Origin of the sequence: Polaromonas sp. (assembly GCF_031411155.1) — a bacterium.
Lineage (GTDB): Bacteria > Pseudomonadota > Gammaproteobacteria > Burkholderiales > Burkholderiaceae_C > Polaromonas.
In genome coordinates this window covers 1-15,831 of record NZ_JANOAL010000034.1, presented here as the reverse complement: position 1 = coordinate 15,831, position 15,831 = coordinate 1, and the positions used below count along the sequence as shown (strand labels likewise).

General features: G+C 62.7%; 15 protein-coding genes. 10 read left to right on the top strand and 5 right to left on the bottom strand.

Features of this window, described 5'->3' with window-relative positions:
- From truA to RMO23_RS01675, 8 genes are all read left to right on the top strand, one after another.
- Positions 1–712, top strand: a 712-nt coding sequence (truA, locus tag RMO23_RS01710; protein ID WP_309678368.1) for a tRNA pseudouridine(38-40) synthase TruA, incomplete at its 5' end; no start/stop codon positions are given.
- A 68-nt stretch (positions 713–780) separates the two neighbouring features.
- The gene (locus RMO23_RS01705) at positions 781–1,533 is read left to right on the top strand and encodes a phosphoribosylanthranilate isomerase (RefSeq protein ID WP_405041546.1); all 753 of its coding nucleotides are present in this window, start codon (positions 781–783) and stop codon (positions 1,531–1,533) included.
- A 29-nt stretch (positions 1,534–1,562) separates the two neighbouring features.
- Positions 1,563–2,831 (top strand): tryptophan synthase subunit beta, encoded by a 1,269-nt coding sequence (trpB, locus tag RMO23_RS01700; RefSeq protein ID WP_309678367.1) that lies wholly within the window; start codon positions 1,563–1,565, stop codon positions 2,829–2,831.
- Entirely contained in the window at positions 2,828–3,646 is an 819-nt protein-coding gene (gene trpA / locus RMO23_RS01695; RefSeq protein ID WP_309678366.1) for a tryptophan synthase subunit alpha, read from the top strand. The genes trpB and trpA overlap by 4 nt, the downstream gene beginning before the upstream one ends.
- A 53-nt stretch (positions 3,647–3,699) precedes the next feature.
- On the top strand, positions 3,700–4,572 hold the full coding sequence (gene accD, locus RMO23_RS01690; protein ID WP_309678365.1) for an acetyl-CoA carboxylase, carboxyltransferase subunit beta: 873 nt from the start codon (positions 3,700–3,702) through the stop codon (positions 4,570–4,572).
- A 118-nt stretch (positions 4,573–4,690) separates the two neighbouring features.
- Complete coding sequence (locus tag RMO23_RS01685; RefSeq protein ID WP_309678364.1) at positions 4,691–5,347, top strand: LON peptidase substrate-binding domain-containing protein; 657 nt, start codon at positions 4,691–4,693, stop codon at positions 5,345–5,347.
- Positions 5,348–5,465: 118 nt separating this feature from the next.
- Complete coding sequence (gene lysS / locus RMO23_RS01680; protein WP_309678363.1) at positions 5,466–7,001, top strand: lysine--tRNA ligase; 1,536 nt, start codon at positions 5,466–5,468, stop codon at positions 6,999–7,001.
- A 603-nt stretch (positions 7,002–7,604) separates the two neighbouring features.
- A complete protein-coding gene (locus RMO23_RS01675) occupies positions 7,605–8,129 on the top strand; it encodes a hypothetical protein (RefSeq protein ID WP_309678362.1) in 525 nt (174 codons plus the stop codon).
- Between the two features lie 111 nt (positions 8,130–8,240).
- On the opposite strand, the gene RMO23_RS01670 is transcribed toward RMO23_RS01675, so the two are convergent.
- A complete protein-coding gene (locus RMO23_RS01670) occupies positions 8,241–9,419 on the bottom strand; it encodes a patatin-like phospholipase family protein (RefSeq protein WP_309678361.1) in 1,179 nt (392 codons plus the stop codon).
- A gap of 191 nt (positions 9,420–9,610) precedes the next feature.
- Between RMO23_RS01670 and RMO23_RS01665 the strand changes: the two genes are divergently transcribed.
- A complete protein-coding gene (locus RMO23_RS01665; protein WP_309678360.1) occupies positions 9,611–10,150 on the top strand; it encodes a YgjP-like metallopeptidase domain-containing protein in 540 nt (179 codons plus the stop codon).
- Here the strand turns inward: RMO23_RS01665 and RMO23_RS01660 are convergent.
- Genes RMO23_RS01660 through RMO23_RS01645 form a run of 4 tightly spaced genes read right to left on the bottom strand, consistent with a single transcriptional unit; the run spans position 10,147 to position 14,086 of the window.
- Complete coding sequence (locus tag RMO23_RS01660; RefSeq protein ID WP_309678359.1) at positions 10,147–10,920, bottom strand: ABC transporter permease; 774 nt, start codon at positions 10,918–10,920, stop codon at positions 10,147–10,149. The genes RMO23_RS01665 and RMO23_RS01660 overlap by 4 nt on opposite strands.
- The gene (locus RMO23_RS01655; protein WP_309678358.1) at positions 10,913–11,857 is read right to left on the bottom strand and encodes an ABC transporter ATP-binding protein; all 945 of its coding nucleotides are present in this window, start codon (positions 11,855–11,857) and stop codon (positions 10,913–10,915) included. The genes RMO23_RS01660 and RMO23_RS01655 overlap by 8 nt, the downstream gene beginning before the upstream one ends.
- Positions 11,854–13,116: an ABC transporter permease gene (locus RMO23_RS01650; protein ID WP_309678357.1), complete on the bottom strand. Its 1,263-nt coding sequence runs from the start codon at positions 13,114–13,116 to the stop codon at positions 11,854–11,856. The genes RMO23_RS01655 and RMO23_RS01650 overlap by 4 nt, the downstream gene beginning before the upstream one ends.
- A 46-nt stretch (positions 13,117–13,162) precedes the next feature.
- Positions 13,163–14,086: an ABC transporter substrate-binding protein gene (locus tag RMO23_RS01645; protein WP_309678356.1), complete on the bottom strand. Its 924-nt coding sequence runs from the start codon at positions 14,084–14,086 to the stop codon at positions 13,163–13,165.
- A gap of 1,176 nt (positions 14,087–15,262) precedes the next feature.
- Between RMO23_RS01645 and RMO23_RS01640 the strand changes: the two genes are divergently transcribed.
- Entirely contained in the window at positions 15,263–15,508 is a 246-nt protein-coding gene (locus RMO23_RS01640; protein ID WP_309678355.1) for a hypothetical protein, read from the top strand.
- The last annotated feature ends 323 nt before the right edge of the window (positions 15,509–15,831 follow it).

The window sequence follows — 15,831 nt, the reverse complement described above, 5'->3', positions numbered from 1 at the left end:
CACGGTGCAGGACAAGCTGGAACTTGCGCTGGCCCGGTTCGCTACCCAGCCGGTGCGCACCCTGTGCGCCGGCCGCACCGATGCCGGCGTGCACGGCCTGATGCAGGTCGTGCACTTTGACACCCTCCTGGCCCGAGACACTGCCTCCTGGGTGCGCGGCGTCAACGCCTTTTTGCCGCGCGATATTGCGGTGCAGTGGGCGCGCCGCGTCCCCGATGAATTTCACTGCCGCGGCAGCGCGATTGCGCGCCGCTACGCCTATGTGCTGCTGGAATCGCCGGTGCGCCCCAGCGTCGAAGCCGGGCGCGTCGGCTGGATTTACCGGCCGCTTGACGGCGCAGCCATGCGGCAGGCCATCACCCACCTGATTGGCGAGCATGATTTCAGCTCCTTTCGGGCCGCGCAGTGCCAGGCCAAAACCCCGGTCAAAACAATCACCCGGATTGAAATTTCACAGCGCAGCCCCTACTGGCGCTTCGAGTTTGAAGCCAACGCTTTTTTGCACCACATGATCCGCAACGTCATGGGTTGCCTGGTGGCCGTGGGCCAGGGCAGCCATCCACCCGACTGGCTGGCCGAAGTGGTGGCGGCCCGCAGCCGCAAGGCCGCCGCCCCCACCTTTTCGCCCGACGGCCTGTATTTTCTCGGGCCCATCTACGAAGACCGCTACGGCTTGCCAACCCGCGCCGCGGCTTATGATTGGCTGCCATGAAAGTAACAACGGCCCCCACGCTCCCCGCTTCGCGTGGTTCGCTGCCCCCCGAGGGGGCGCAATCCGCCTTGGGGCGGCCCGGCGGCGGATTCCCCGCTACTACGTTCCCCTATATACGCACTCGCATCAAAATCTGCGGCCTTACACGCGAGGAGGATGTCGACGCAGCGGTGGCCGCCGGTGCCGATGCGGTCGGGTTTGTCATGTATGAACCCAGCCCGCGTTATGTCACGGCGGAACGCGCCGCCGAACTGGCCGCCCGTTTGCCGCCCTTCGTCACGCCGGTACTGTTGTTTGTCAATGAATCCGCTATAAAAATAATAGCCGCCTGCGCCCGTATTCCGACGGCCTTGCTGCAATTTCATGGTGATGAAACGCCGGAAATCTGCCTGCAGGCAGGCAGGCCTTTCATGCGCGCCGCGCGCATTCCGCTGAACGAACAAACCGCCCCAACCCATGCGGGTTTCGATCTCGTAAAATACGCGCAAGACTTCAAGGCCGCCCAGGCCATACTCCTTGACGCCCATGTCGAGGGTTATGGCGGCGGCGGGAAAACATTCAATTGGTCACTTCTTCCTCCAAGCGTCAACGCTCACCTCGTTTTGTCTGGTGGGTTGACGCCTGCAAACGTGAGCGATGGCATTTTGCAAGTCAGGCCGCGTTGCACCACGCTGGCCGTTGATGTGAGCTCCGGCGTCGAGATTTCGAAAGGCGTCAAAAGCGCCGAGAAAATCAGCCAATTCGTCACGGCCGTACGCGCTGCCGACGAACAATTCAAAAACCTTGCGGGACAGACCAGGCTACATGAGCGCAGCGAATGAGCTGCTCTGTCCTCAACTGATCAAAAATCATGTACGACTACCACCAACCTGACCTTTCCGGGCATTTCGGCATCTACGGCGGCAGCTTTATTTCAGAAACGCTGACCCATGCGGTCAATGAGCTGAAAGACGCCTACGCCAAATACCAGAACGACCTGGAATTCCTGGCCGAGTTTCAGTCCGAACTCAAGCATTTCGTCGGCCGCCCCTCGCCCATTTACCATGCGGCCCGCATGAGCCGCGAACAGGGCGGCGCGCAGATTTACCTCAAGCGCGAGGACCTCAACCACACCGGCGCGCACAAGATCAACAACACCATAGGCCAGGCCATGCTGGCGCGCCGCATGGGCAAGCCGCGCATCATTGCCGAAACCGGCGCCGGCCAGCACGGCGTGGCCACGGCCACGATCTGCGCGCGTTACGGCCTCGAATGCGTGGTCTACATGGGCAGTGAAGACGTCAAGCGCCAAAGCCCGAATGTCTACCGCATGAACCTGCTGGGCGCCACCGTGGTGCCGGTCGAATCGGGCAGCAAGACGCTCAAGGATGCGCTCAATGAAGCCATGCGCGACTGGGTCGCCAACGTCGACAACACCTTCTACATCATTGGCACGGTAGCCGGCCCGCACCCTTACCCGATGATGGTGCGCGACTTCCAGAGCGTGATCGGCACCGAATGCATTGCCCAAATGCCCGAGTTCATTGGGCAACCCGCCCCCGACGCGGTGATTGCCTGTGTCGGCGGCGGCAGCAATGCCATGGGCATTTTTTATCCTTACATTCCTTATGAAAATACCCGCCTGATTGGCGTGGAAGCGGCGGGTGAGGGCATGGACAGCGGCAAGCACTCGGCCTCGCTGCAGCGCGGCCTGCCCGGCGTGCTGCACGGCAACCGCACCTATGTGCTGCAAAACGACGACGGCCAGGTGACCGAAACGCACAGCATCAGCGCCGGCCTGGACTACCCCGGCGTCGGCCCCGAGCACGCATTTTTAAAGGACATCGGCCGCGCCGAATATGTCGGCATCACCGACACCGAGGCGCTGCAGGCCTTTCACTACCTGTGCCGCACCGAGGGCATCATTCCCGCGCTCGAATCGGCCCATGCCGTGGCCTACGCCATGAAGCTGGCCAAAACCCTGCGCAGCGACCAGAGCATCCTGGTCAACCTCTCGGGCCGCGGCGACAAGGACATCGGCACGGTGGCCGATTTGTCGGGTGCCGATTTCTATGACCGGCCTTCCATGCGCGGCCTGGCCGTCAAGGGCGGCATGAACGGCGGCAAGGAAGCAGCATGAGTCGCATCAAAGCAACTTTCGCCAGCCTCAAGAGCCAGGGCCGCAAGGCGCTGATTCCCTACGTCACCGCCGGCTTTCCGTTTGCCGACGTGACCCCGGAGCTGATGCACGCCATGGTGGCCGGCGGTGCTGACGTGATCGAGCTGGGCGTGCCTTTCTCCGACCCCAGCGCCGACGGCCCGGTGATCCAGAAAGCTGGCGAAAAAGCGCTGGCGCTGGGCATTGGCCTGGTCCAGGTGCTGGAGATGGTGCGCCAGTTCCGTGCCAGGGACAGCACCACCCCGGTGGTGCTGATGGGCTACGCCAACCCGGTGGAGCGCTATGACATCAAGCACGGCCAGCCGGGCGATGACAGCGCCTTCATCCGCGACGCGGCCCAGGCCGGCGTCGATGGCATGCTGATCGTGGACTACCCGCCCGAAGAGTGCGTGGCGTTTGCCGAGCGGCTGCGCGCCCACAACATGGACCTGATTTTTCTGCTGGCCCCCACCAGCACCGAGGCCCGCATGGCGCAGGTGGCGCAGGTGGCCTCGGGCTACGTTTACTACGTGTCGCTCAAGGGTGTCACCGGCGCCGGCACGCTCGACGTGGAGGCGGTGGCCGCCATGCTGCCGCGCATACGCCAGCACGTCAATGTGCCGGTGGGCGTGGGTTTTGGCATCCGCGATGCCGCCACCGCCAAAGCCATCGGCAAGGTGGCGGACGCGGTGGTGATTGGCAGCAAAATCATCCAGCTGATTGAAAACCAGCCGCGCGAGCAGGTGGCCGCCGTCGCCCATGACTTCCTCAAAGAGATTCGCGCGGCTTTAGACTGAAGCCTTCTTATGCGCAGCCGCACGTCAACCACAATGAAACAAGGACTGATGCCATGTCTTGGTTAGAAAAACTCCTCCCCCCGAAAATCAGCCACACCGATCCGACCGAGCGCCGCAGCGTGCCCGAAGGCCTGTGGATCAAGTGCCCCAGCTGCGAGGCCGTGCTGTACAAGACCGACCTCGAAAAAAACCAGAACGTCTGCCCGCAGTGCAGCCACCACCACCGCATTGGCGCGCGCGCCCGGCTCGACGCCTTTCTGGACCCGGAAGGCCGCTATGAGCTGGGCCAGGAAGTGCTGCCGGTCGATGCGCTGAAGTTCAAGGACAGCCGCAAATACCCCGAACGCCTGAAGGAAGCGCTGGAAAACACCGGCGAGACCGATGCGCTGATCGTGATGGGCGGCGCGGTGCACAGCATTGGCGTGGTCGTGGCCTGTTTTGAGTTCGACTTCATGGGCGGCAGCATGGGCAGCGTGGTCGGCGAGCGCTTTGTGCGCGGCGTGCATGCCGCCATCGAACAAAAAGTGCCTTTCATCTGCTTTACCGCCACCGGCGGCGCCCGCATGCAGGAAGGCCTCTTGAGCCTGATGCAGATGGCCAAAACCAACGCCTCCCTGACCCGGCTGGCCAAAAAAGGCCTGCCCTATATCAGCGTGCTGACCGACCCGACCATGGGCGGCGTCAGCGCCGGCTTTGCCTTTGTCGGCGACATCGTGATTGCCGAGCCCAAGGCCCTGATCGGTTTTGCCGGCCCGCGCGTGATCGAATCGACCGTGCGCGTGACCCTGCCCGAAGGCTTTCAGCGCGCCGAATTCCTGCAGATCAAGGGCGCGGTAGACCTGATCTGCGACCGGCGCGAGCTGCGCAAGACGGTGGCCAGCTCGCTCGCCATGCTGCTCCGGCAGCCGGCCGACGCGGTCGCCTGAAGATAGCTGCCCGCGTGATCCGGGCGGCGGCAGAACGCTATCAAAATAATAGCTGCTTCCGCTTGTTACATATGGGCTGCAGGCACTTTCTAACTCCATTTCGCGCAAAAACCGGCCGATGCCAGACGCCCTCACCCTGACTGCCCTTCCGCTGTTCCCGCTGGGCACCGTGCTCTACCCTGGCGGCTTGCTGCCGCTGCGGATTTTTGAGGTTCGCTACCTCGACATGATTGGCAAATGCCACAAGACGGGCGCCCCGTTTGGCGTGGTGGCACTGACCGAAGGCTCTGAAGTGCGCCGGCCGGCCGCTGCGCCCAGCGGCGACGGCTTCGCCCACGAGGCCTTCAACCGGGTCGGCACACTGGCCACCATCACCGAGTTTTCCGTGCCGCAGCCCGGCCTGATGGCGATTCGCTGCGTGGGCAGCCATCGCTTTGAAATCTCCAGCAGCGAAAAACTCAAATACGGCCTGTGGGTTGCCAATGTCACGCGGCTCGACGACGACCTGGCCGTGCCCGTCCCCGACGATCTGCAAAAAACCGCCCGCGCCCTGGGCAAGCTGCTCGCCACCCTGCAGCAGCGCGAAGTGCCTGCCGAGCAGATGCCGGTGCTGACGCCTTACCGGCTCGACGACTGCGGCTGGGTCGCCAACCGCTGGTGCGAGCTGCTGCCGATGCCGCTGGAACTCAAGCAGCGGCTGATGGCGCTGGACAACCCGCTGCTGCGGCTGGAACTGGTCAGCGACATTCTGGAGCGCAACGGTATTTCACTGTGAGCGCCCGCTTTCAAACTTAAAATCATCGATTCGCTGCATTGCCCGCGGCTGCCAGGGGTGCAGCGCAGCACCGCAACCACCTTTTCGACACTCGACCTCTTTCCGGAACACTGCCCCCATGTCCATCCAGCCCGCTTCGCCCGCAGCCGCCCCCGCCTCCCCTGCCCCGCAGGATGAAAACCAGTTGATGGTCGAGCGCCGCGAAAAGCTCAAGGCGCTGCGCAGCGCCGGCATTGCCTTTCCCAACGACGTCAAGCCCGAGCACCGGGCCGAGGCGCTGTTTGCCGAGTACGACGGCAAAACCAAGGAAGAACTGGAGCCGCTGGCGGTCAAGGTCAGTGTCGCCGGCCGCATGATGCTCAAGCGCGTGATGGGCAAGGCCAGCTTTGCGACGCTGCAAGACGCGGGCGGCCGGATTCAGGTCTACATCAACAACGAAGGCGTGGGTGAAGACATCCACACCGCTTTCAAGCACTGGGATTTGGGTGATATTGTCTGGGCCACCGGCACCTTGTTCAAGACCAAGACCGGCGAGCTGTCGATTCACGCCACCGGCCTGCGGCTGGTCACCAAAAGCCTGCGCCCGCTGCCCGACAAGTTCCACGGCATGGCCGATCAGGAGGTCAAATACCGCCAGCGCTATGTCGATTTGATCACCGACGAGTCGGCGCGCAAGCGCTTCATGGCGCGCAGCAAGGCCGTCAGCGGCCTGCGCGAGTTCATGGTGGCGCATGACTTTCTGGAGGTCGAAACCCCCATGCTGCACCCGATTCCGGGCGGCGCCAACGCCAAGCCCTTCAAAACCCACCACAACGCGCTGGACCAGGAGATGTTTTTGCGCATCGCGCCCGAGCTCTACCTGAAGCGCCTGATCGTCGGCGGCTTTGAGCGCGTGTTCGAGATCAACCGCAGCTACCGCAACGAAGGCATCAGCGTGCGCCACAACCCCGAGTTCACCATGATGGAGTTCTACGCGGCCTGGTGGGACTACAACGACCTGATGACGTTCACCGAGGCGCTGATCCGGGATGCGGCGCAAAAAGTGACCGGCTCGCTGCAACTGAGCTATGGCGGCAAGCCGGTTGGCCTGAGCCAGCCCTTTGAGCGCCTGACGATACGCGAAGCCATCCTCAAGCACACCGAAGCGGGCGAGCGCGTCGATGACGCGGCCTGGCTGACCAGCGCGCTCAAAAAACTGGGCGCGACCGAAGCCAAGGACCGTCTGGCCGCCCGCTCGCTGGCCAGCCTGCAGGTGCTGTATTTCGAGGAAACCGTCGAGGAAAAGCTCTGGCAGCCGACCTTCATCATGGAACACCCGACCGAAATCTCGCCGCTGGCGCGCGCCAACGACCAGCGTCCCGAGGTCACCGAGCGCTTTGAGCTCTACATCACCGGCCGCGAGTTCGGCAACGGCTTCAGCGAGCTCAACGACGCCCAGGAGCAGGCGGCGCGCTTCAATGCCCAGGTGGCGGCCAAGGACAGCGGCGACGACGAGGCCATGTTCTATGACCATGACTTCATACGCGCGCTCGAATACGGCATGCCGCCCACCGGCGGCTGCGGCGTGGGCATAGACCGGCTGATGATGCTGCTGACCGACAGCCCCAGCATCCGCGACGTGATCCTGTTCCCGGCGCTGCGCCGCGAAGGCTGATTCTTCCCGGCCCTGACGGCAGCCCTGCAGGCACCCCTGGCCGTAACAAGGCGTGTCTGCACGGATCTGCGTTAAACCGCACAGTGGTCCCCAGACCCCATAACATCCTGATTTTTAACGCATTTAATCCAACCGTAGGGGGCGGATTCAGGTCGGCTGTAGGTGCCCAAGAGCCAATTGGGTAGGACTAGGTAGTTTGTTTCTGTAACAAAAGTGTCCTATCAAGGCTCTTTCGGGCCTTCTACCGTTGTTGCTCTCATGCAACAAAACGACCCGAAACCCCCAGCAGGTATGTGCAAATCGCACATTTAAGCGATGCAATCCGAAACGAAATCAACTAAAGCCAACTGATTTACTGCTACATGAGGTTGCAGAACAACACAGACTGCATGGTGGTGATCGGTCACATTAGTCCCCGGGAGTTTTATATACACAGGACGCTACTCCCATCCACCCGCCTAACGGGTTTCTCGGGTATCCCCTGTAATTTCAAAATTAAGGACTTAAACGATGGAAATCGAATTTTCACGCATGGCTATTGTGTACATGCACCTAATCGCCTGTTGCGTCGCAATCGGCCTCGTTCTGACCAGTGACATTGCCATGGTCAAACAGCTGCTCAAGGCCGACCCGGCCGAGAAGCTGGACTCCAAACACCTGTCAGACCTGCAGAAAACGGTGTCGCTCGCATTGATAGCCCTGTGGGTCAGCGGGGTGGCCATCGTCTCGCTGGATGCCTCCATCAAGGGCTGGGGCTATTTCGCCAATCCCAAGCTGCAGTCCAAGATTGCCATCGTCTGCCTGCTGACGCTGAACGGCTTTGCCCTGCACAAATATGTGCTGCCGCTGATGCAAAAAGCCGGTTCGCTGCTCAAGCTGTCGTTCAGCCAGCGCATGTTCGCCATCTTCACCGGCGCGGTATCGGGCGTGTCCTGGTTCTATGCCGCCATGCTGGGCATCGGCCGTCCGCTGAACTGGAAATACTCGCTGTTCGAGATCCTGGCGGCCTACCCGGTGCTGATCGTGGGCGGTTTTGTCTCCATGGCCATGCTCACGGCCTGGTCGCAGTACAAGGCCAGTGGCGAATCCCGGGCCTTCCAGGGCACCATGATGGTCGGCGCCCACTAAACCACCCAAGGTTGAACGCCGCCATCGCAGGCCAGCGCCTGCCTGACCGGGTTCTTGAAGCGGCGTCTTGAGTCCCTCAAGCGCCGCTTTTTTCATGGCGCGGCCCTATCCTCAAGGCTGCGCGTCCTGGCTTCTGGCCGCAGCACTGGGCAACCTTTCCACCGGTAGCCGCAGATCATCCAGGTAGTCGCGTGCAATGTTGACGCTGCATTCGCTGCCCAGCGACTTGTAGCGTTTGGCCAGCCATTCCTTGGCGCAGCGCATGCCCAGATCCCGCAGCGCATAAATCAGGCTGGCTTCGGTCGAGGCCTTGGTCGAGGCGCTGAATTTTTCCAGCGCCTCCCCGCCATCAATGCGGTGCATCAGCACATCCTTGTACTGGTGCGGGTCCAGCTTGCCATCGGCCAGCAGCCGCTTGACGAAATCAATGGCGCGCATTTCGGCGACCAGCGCCGCGTTAAAGGTGATCTCGTTGACGCGGTCGGCAATTTCGCCGGGCTCGGTCGGCAGTTCGTCGCGCTGGATCGGGTTGACCTGGACCAGCATGATGTCGCGGCTCTTGCACTGGTAGATCAGCGGGTGCAGCGCCGGGTTGCCGGTGTAGCCGCCATCCCAGAAGTGGTCGCCTTCAATCTCGACCGCCCGAAACACCATGGGCAGGCAGGCAGAGGCCATGACCGCGCTGGCCGTCAGGCGCTTGCCCGAAAACACCTCGGCCTTGCCGGTGCTGACGCGCGTCGCCACCACAAACACCTTGGGCGTGGCCGCGTGCCGGGCCGCCGCCAGCCGCTCAAAATCGACCTGCGCGGCCAGAAAATCCTTCAGCGGATTGAGGTCCAGCGGGTTGCTCTGGTAAGGCGACACGTTGCCGGACCAGTAACGCGCCAGCGCATCGGTCCAGAGTTGGGCGCCGGCGCCCAGTTGCCCGAACAGGATGTTGAACGGCGCGCTCCAGGGCGAATCCAGCGACGGCAAGCCCCTGGACAGCGAAGCAGGCCCGGCGCCCAGCTGAACGATGCCGTTCCAGAACGTCGTCAGCGCCTGGCGCGCCGCATCGTGCCGCGCGGCCCGGGGCTGGCCCCCGGCCTGCGCCAGGCCGTGCGCCAGCACCACCGCGTTCATGGCGCCGGCGCTGGTGCCGCTCACGCCTTCGATGTCGATGCGGCCGTCCGCCAGCAGCGCGTCCAGCACGCCCCAGGTGAACGCGCCGTGCGAGCCGCCGCCCTGCAGCGCCAGGTTGACCAGCGGACGCGCCGCGGGATCGATGGAAGGGGTGACTGAATGGTTCATCGCGCAAGGTTAGCAAGAAACCGGTGCTGAAGCCTGAACCGGCGTCCCGGCTAAAATTGCCGGCTCTTCAGGCAAAAGCCGGCCCTGGCCGCCGTTTTCTGCCCCGCCAGGCCAAAATAGCGACGTTTCAGGCCTGCAGCCCAATCACTACGTGCGTAACCAGCTATCAAAAAGATAGCAATCCAGACCTCATGAAATACCTCAACGGCTATCCCGAGAGCCTGCGCAGCCAGGTGCAGCAGCTCATGACGCAGGACCGGCTGGGGCCCATGCTGCTCAAAAAATACCCGCAGGCGCACGGCGTGCGCACCGACAAGGCGCTGTACGACTACGTGATGGGCCTCAAGAACGAGTTTTTGCGCAGCTCCGAGCCGCTGGCCAAGGTGGCGTTTGACAGCAAGCTGCATGTGATTGCCCATGCGCTGGGCACCCACACCACCGTGTCGCGCGTGCAGGGCAGCAAGCTCAAAGCCAAACGCGAAATCCGCGTCGCCGCGCTGTTCAAGGAAGTGCCGCTGGCGTTTTTAAAGATGATTGCGGTACACGAGCTGGCCCACATCAAGGAAAAAGAGCACGACAAGGACTTTTACAAGCTCTGCACCTATATGGAGCCGCAGTACCACCAGTACGAGTTTGACCTGCGGGTGTACCTGACGCACATGGAGGCGGCGGGGAAGCTGGCGTGGCCGGTGGCCCTCCAGAGCACCGCACAGCCGGGCCCTTCGATTTAGCCCATGGAAACCGGCGGCTGCCACGCCGCCAGCCGCGCCAGCCGCTCAAACGCCAGGTCGGTCACCACGGCCAGCATGCCGACCAGCAGCGCGCCTTGCAGCACATAGGCGGTGTTGAAGCCGCTCAGGCCGACGATGATCGGGGAGCCCAGGGTTTTGGCGCCCACGGTGGAGGCGATGGCGGCGGTGCCGATGTTGATGATGACCGAGGTGCGCACGCCATACAGCCAGACCGGCAGCGCCAGCGGCACCTCGACCTGGCGCAAACGCTGCCACGGCGACATGCCCATGCCGCTCGCCGACTGGCGCACTGATTCGGGCACCGACTGCAGACCCGACAGCGTGCCCTGCAGCACCGGCAGCAGGCCGTACAGGGCCAGCGCAATCAGCGCCGGCAGCTCGCCAAAACCCACCACCGGCACCGCCAGCGCCAGCACCGCCACCGGCGGAAAGGTCTGGCCCATGGACACCAGGCTCTCCACCACCGGCCTAAACTGCCGCCCGGCCGGGCGCGTGATCCAGACCGCAATAGCGCTTCCCAGCAGCACCGAAAACGCGCTGGACAGGCCCACCAGCTTGCAGTGCTGCCACAGCAGCTGCGCAAACGGCTCCTGGCGGTACACCGGGCGATCGAGCTCCGGGAAAAGGCTGGCAAACAGCAACTGCGAATGCGGCAGCCACAGCACCAGCGCCGCCAGCGCCAGCACGGCCCACAGCAGCCTGTCCTGGGCCAGCCCAGCCAGACCGCGCAGCCCGCCCGCGCTAGCCATCAGCCGGCCCGGCCTTGCCGAAAATATCGGCCGCATGCAGCACGCCGGCGTGGGCGCCCGCCGCGTCCGTCAGGTTCACCACCGCCAGCCGCTGCATGGCCAGAAAAGACACGGCTTCGCGCAGCGTGGTGGCTGCGGGCAGGCCCGGGCCGGGACGCTGCGGTTCCGGCCGCGCCAGGCTTTGCGCAGACTGAAGCGACAAGAGCTTGATGCCAATGTCGCTGCGGCCGACAAAATCAACGACAAAGTCGCTGGCCGGCGCGGCCAGCAGCTCCAGCGGCGCCGCCACCTGCACCACCCGGCCCTGGTCCAGCAGCACGATTTTGCTGGCCAGCAGCAAGGCCTCGTCGATGTCGTGGGTGACCCTGACAATGGTTTTGCCCGAAGCCTGATGCACGCGTTTCATCTCCAGCTGCAATGAAGCGCGAATCACCGGGTCGAGCGCGCCAAACGGTTCGTCCATCAGCAGCACATCGGGGTCGGCCGCCAGCGCGCGGGCCACGCCCACGCGCTGCTGCTGGCCGCCCGACAGCTGGTGCGGGTAGCGGCTGCGGTAGATCTCGGGGTCGAGGTCGAACAGCTGCAGCAGCGTGGTCACGCGCTCGCGGATTCTGGCCGCCGTCCAGCCCAGCATCTGCGGCACCACGCCAATGTTGCGCTCCACCGTCCAGTGCGGAAACAGCCCGACCGACTGGATGGCGTAACCCATGCGCAGCCGCAGCTCGCGCACCTTGAAGCTGTAGATTTCCGCGCCGTCCAGCAAAATTTTGCCGGCGTCATGGCTTTCCATGCGGTTGATCATCTTGAGCATGGTGGACTTGCCCGAGCCCGACGCCCCAATCAGCACCACAAACTCGCCGCGCGCTATCTTCAGGCTCAGGCCATCGATGGCTTTCACCGGGCCATAGGATTTGCTGATGCTCTGGAATTCGATCACGGTTGCACGCCGCTTCCGCTGACGCGGGTCAGCCGGATCAAGCCCTTGAAAGCCGCATCGGCCAGCGCGCCCAGCGCAATGATGGGCAGCACGCCCAGCAACACCAGGTCTTGCGCGCTGCTGAACAGGCCCTCAAACATGATGGCGCCCAGCCCACCGGCGCCTATCAGCGCGGTGACGGCGGCCAGGCCCACCGCCTGAATGGTGGCGGTGCGCACCCCGCCCAGCACCACCGGCAGCGCCAGCGGCAGCTCGACGCGCCCGAAAATCTGCGCGCGTGTCATGCCCAGGCCGGTGGCGGCATTGACCACGCTGGCCGGCACCTGTTCCAGTCCGGCCACGGTGGCCCGGACCACCGGCAGCAAGCCATACAAGGTCAGCGCAATCACCGCCGGCGCCAGCCCCACACCGCTGATGCCGGCCCTGGCCAGCGCGGGCCAGCGGGCGGCCAGCAGCGCCAGCGGCGCCATCAGCAGGCCAAACAGCGCAATCGAGGGAATGGTTTGAATGATGTTGAGCAAGGGAAACAGCGGGCCGGCAAAACGGCTTTTCTTGCCGGCGGCCCAGCCCAGCGGCAGGCCAATGCACAGGGTAAACAGCAGCGCCAGCAGCACGATTTGCAGGTGCCGGGCCACCACGCCGCCAAACACGTCGGCGCGGTTGGCATACTCTTTCATGATAGACAGCTCGTCGCACCAGCCGGCCGCCAGCATGAAGCCGACCGGAAGCAGCAGCGTCAACACCACGGCCAGCCGCGCCGCGCTGCCGGCCCGCAGGCGCTGCAAGCCATCGGCCGCCACCAGGCCCAGCAACAGCAGCACGGCCCAGAAGGCACTGCCCAACGAGGTCCGGCCAAAGGCCGCCGCGGTCTGGGCCACCAGCGTTGCCTGCCAGCCCGCCAGCCCCACCAGGGCATTGACCAGCCCACAGGCCACGGCCACCACCGCCCACAGCACGGCGCGGTGGGGTTTCAAAAATGCGGCCAGCAGCAAGGCGGCCATGAAAGCCGCCAGCGAGCCCGCCATCAAATACGACTGAAGGGAACCCGGGCCTTGCAGCAGCGCGGCAAAGAAAACCGGCTCGCCCGACACCAGACGGTTGGGCGCCACGCGCAACAAGGGCAAGGCGCAGAGCGCGCCCGCCCCCAGCAGCGACAGGGCCAGCAGCGCCGGGCTCCAGCGCGCGGCTGGCTGCGCCGGATCAACGCCATTGACGGCATCGAAGCCACCATCGGCAGGGTCGGTGTCGGCAGCCCGCATAAGGCCCGTCGGGTTCAACGCAGGCAAACCGTGCTTGCAACAGCGCTTACTTCAGCAGCCCCTTGGCCTTCAGGAAATCCGAAGCCACCTTTTTCGCGTCCTGCCCTTCCAGCTGGATCTTGGCATTCAGGCCCTGCAAGGTGGGGCCGTCCAGCAGCTTGAAGACCGGCGCCAGCACGTCCCGGATTTTCGGGTTCTTTTTGAGCGCTTCCTCGCGAATGATGGGTGCGGGCGCGTAAATCGGTTGCACGCCCTTCGGGTCTTCCATGATCACCAGGCCCAGCGCGGCCACGGCGCCGTCGGTGCCATAGGCCATGGCGGCGTTGACGCCCGAGGTTTTCTCGGCCGCCGCCTTGATGGTGACCGCCGTGTCGCCACCGGCCAGCGTCAAGATCTGCTCGGGCTTGAGCGTGAAGTTGTAGGCCGTCTGAAACGCCGGCAGCGCGTCGGAGCGCTCCACAAACTCGGCCGACGCCGCCAGCTTGAACTGCCCGCCGCCGGTGACCCACTTGCCCATGTCGTCCAGCGTCTTGAGCTTGTTGGCCGCCACCACTTCCTTGCGAATCGCAATCGCCCAGGTGTTGTTGGCCGGCGAGGGCTCGAGCCAGACGATCTTGTTCTTGTCATAGTCCAGCGCCTTCACGCGCTCGTAGCCCGCCCTGGCGTTCTTCCAGACCGGGCTCGACTCTTCTGAAAAGATGAAGGCGCCGTTGCCGGTGTATTCGGGGTAAATATCAATTTCACCGGCCGTGATGGCGCCACGCACGACCTTGGTATTGCCCAGCGAGGCCTTGTTCTCGGTCTTGATGCCATTGGCCTCCAGCACCAGCACCATCATGTTGCCCAGCAGCTTGCCCTCGGTGTCAATTTTGGAGCCGACCCGAAGCGGCGCCGCCGACTGCGCCAGCACCCCGCCAGCCGCCAAAGCCCCGACCAGCAGCATGGCTGCCCTGCGTTGGATTGATTTCATCGATAGCTCCTTCAAACAAAAGGGAAAAGAAGAAGAAAAGGGTTTGACGATACCTCAGACTGACCGGCTTCGGGTAGCGGCGGGGAAATGCAGGGTGGCGCTGCGGCCCTCTGGCTGCCTCCGGACAGCTATTTTGCATAAAAACAGCCTCTAGCCCAAGCAGAATAAGCGCCAACGGCTATTTAAATGATAGCAATAGGGCCACTTCAGAACCGCAGCATTCCCGTGCCTCGACAGCAAGTCAAGCTTGCTCTATTTTTGATAGCCGGTGACGCCCGTTCTGATGGACTGGCCGCTGACTTCATGTATGGCCTCAGCGGAACAGGGAGCGCCTTTAACGCGACGGTATAGTCGGCACCAACCGATTTTTGAGTTGAGGCCAAATTAGCACCTAACTCAATGAAGAAAGATTGCGGGGTTTGATGGCATGATTTATAACTGTACAAAATCAGCATGAAACCCCGCGACTCAGCATGCAAGCCGCGCACCGGAGTTTGAGATGACCCGATTAAGTTGCAGCGCCCAGATTAATCCGCAGGTTTTGCGGCATACATCAAGTTAGGCATCGCAGATTCCACCGTCTCAACGATACGCGGAGAACACAGCAATGACGGACTCAGAGAGTGCGCAAGAACCTGCTGCCAGGCAACGTCTGACGAACAGAGAGGCCTACGCAGCCATGATCCAGATGGTCATCCAAATCGAAAATGTCTCGTGGACCCGTCTATACAACTACCTGATGGGCAGTTCAATCTTGGTGTTGGCCTGGGCCACGGTGTATGCGTCGGCTCTGAAGTCTCCTTGGACTACCGCCGTGCTCTTCTTCCTCGCCCTAGTTGGCGCTCTGGCTGGCCCTGCGTGGGCGAGTCTCGGGACTCGTGCTCGCGGACAACTGGAGTTGGTCTACCAAGCGGCGCGCAGGCTTGAGAGCAACTCCAGTGCGTGGGAGCCGAACGTGGTGAACGGAGACCTGCCTTTGAGCGTGGTCGCGACAGCTAGAGACAGCGCCTCAATCTATAGCAGCAATCCTTTCCTGCTCAAGTGGGCACCCCTCTCGTTCACTGGGCTGAACATAGTCTTCCTGCTTGCAACTGCATGCCGGTGAAGGAGATGCCTAACCCCTCGTATATGGACTCCCCCACAACCGCAAGAAACTGACTGACCTATCTCGGAAACTTGCAGCTCATCGGCAGGCGCTACGCCGAGCCTTACACGCTAAGCACTGGAACCAAGGGAGTGAGCAGAGGCATTCGTTATGAATTTCTCGTTGTGGACGAATTGAGTCGGGCGAGCATACCGTCAGGCGGACCACCGGGAAAGTCACTCATGTTTTATCGTCCGAACATGCTGATCGGAGAGCAGCTTGTCAACCATTGGCGGATTTCAAAAGACCAGGTGATGAAGGAGATCTTTGGGCCGTGATCCTTTTATTCTTAATTCGCAGGCAGACAAGCAGAAGTTCATGCAATACACAGTCAGATGCCGCACAACGCGTCGCAGCCAACCGCCCTTGGCAGCGGCTGAACGCGAATATTGAACTCCACCATCAGTTTTCGGACTTAGTAGGCATTTTCAAAAATACGGTAACGTATTTTGTTGATAAGTTCGAGCGCGTATGGCATTGTGGAGGCAAACCCTGCGAAAGGTTTGCATATGCCAAGGAAAAGCCCGTTCCACATTGATTTGTCAGCCGAGGAAGAGCGCGAGTTGCTGCGCCGATCCGTGAAATATACGTTGCCTTATTT

What these genes read in the sequence shown, in the direction of transcription:
- RMO23_RS01675 (WP_309678362.1), top strand. Translation starts at nt 7,605, where the DNA reads ATGGTCAAACAGCTGCTCAAGGCCGACCCGGCCGAGAAGCTGGACTCC.
- RMO23_RS01685 (WP_309678364.1), top strand. Translation starts at nt 4,691, where the DNA reads ATGCCAGACGCCCTCACCCTGACTGCCCTTCCGCTGTTCCCGCTGGGC.
- accD (WP_309678365.1), top strand. Translation starts at nt 3,700, where the DNA reads ATGTCTTGGTTAGAAAAACTCCTCCCCCCGAAAATCAGCCACACCGAT.
- lysS (WP_309678363.1), top strand. Translation starts at nt 5,466, where the DNA reads ATGTCCATCCAGCCCGCTTCGCCCGCAGCCGCCCCCGCCTCCCCTGCC.
- RMO23_RS01645 (WP_309678356.1), bottom strand. Translation starts at nt 14,086, where the DNA reads ATGAAATCAATCCAACGCAGGGCAGCCATGCTGCTGGTCGGGGCTTTG.
- RMO23_RS01665 (WP_309678360.1), top strand. Translation starts at nt 9,611, where the DNA reads ATGAAATACCTCAACGGCTATCCCGAGAGCCTGCGCAGCCAGGTGCAG.
- trpA (WP_309678366.1), top strand. Translation starts at nt 2,828, where the DNA reads ATGAGTCGCATCAAAGCAACTTTCGCCAGCCTCAAGAGCCAGGGCCGC.
- trpB (WP_309678367.1), top strand. Translation starts at nt 1,563, where the DNA reads ATGTACGACTACCACCAACCTGACCTTTCCGGGCATTTCGGCATCTAC.
- RMO23_RS01650 (WP_309678357.1), bottom strand. Translation starts at nt 13,116, where the DNA reads ATGCGGGCTGCCGACACCGACCCTGCCGATGGTGGCTTCGATGCCGTC.
- RMO23_RS01660 (WP_309678359.1), bottom strand. Translation starts at nt 10,920, where the DNA reads ATGGCTAGCGCGGGCGGGCTGCGCGGTCTGGCTGGGCTGGCCCAGGAC.
- RMO23_RS01670 (WP_309678361.1), bottom strand. Translation starts at nt 9,419, where the DNA reads ATGAACCATTCAGTCACCCCTTCCATCGATCCCGCGGCGCGTCCGCTG.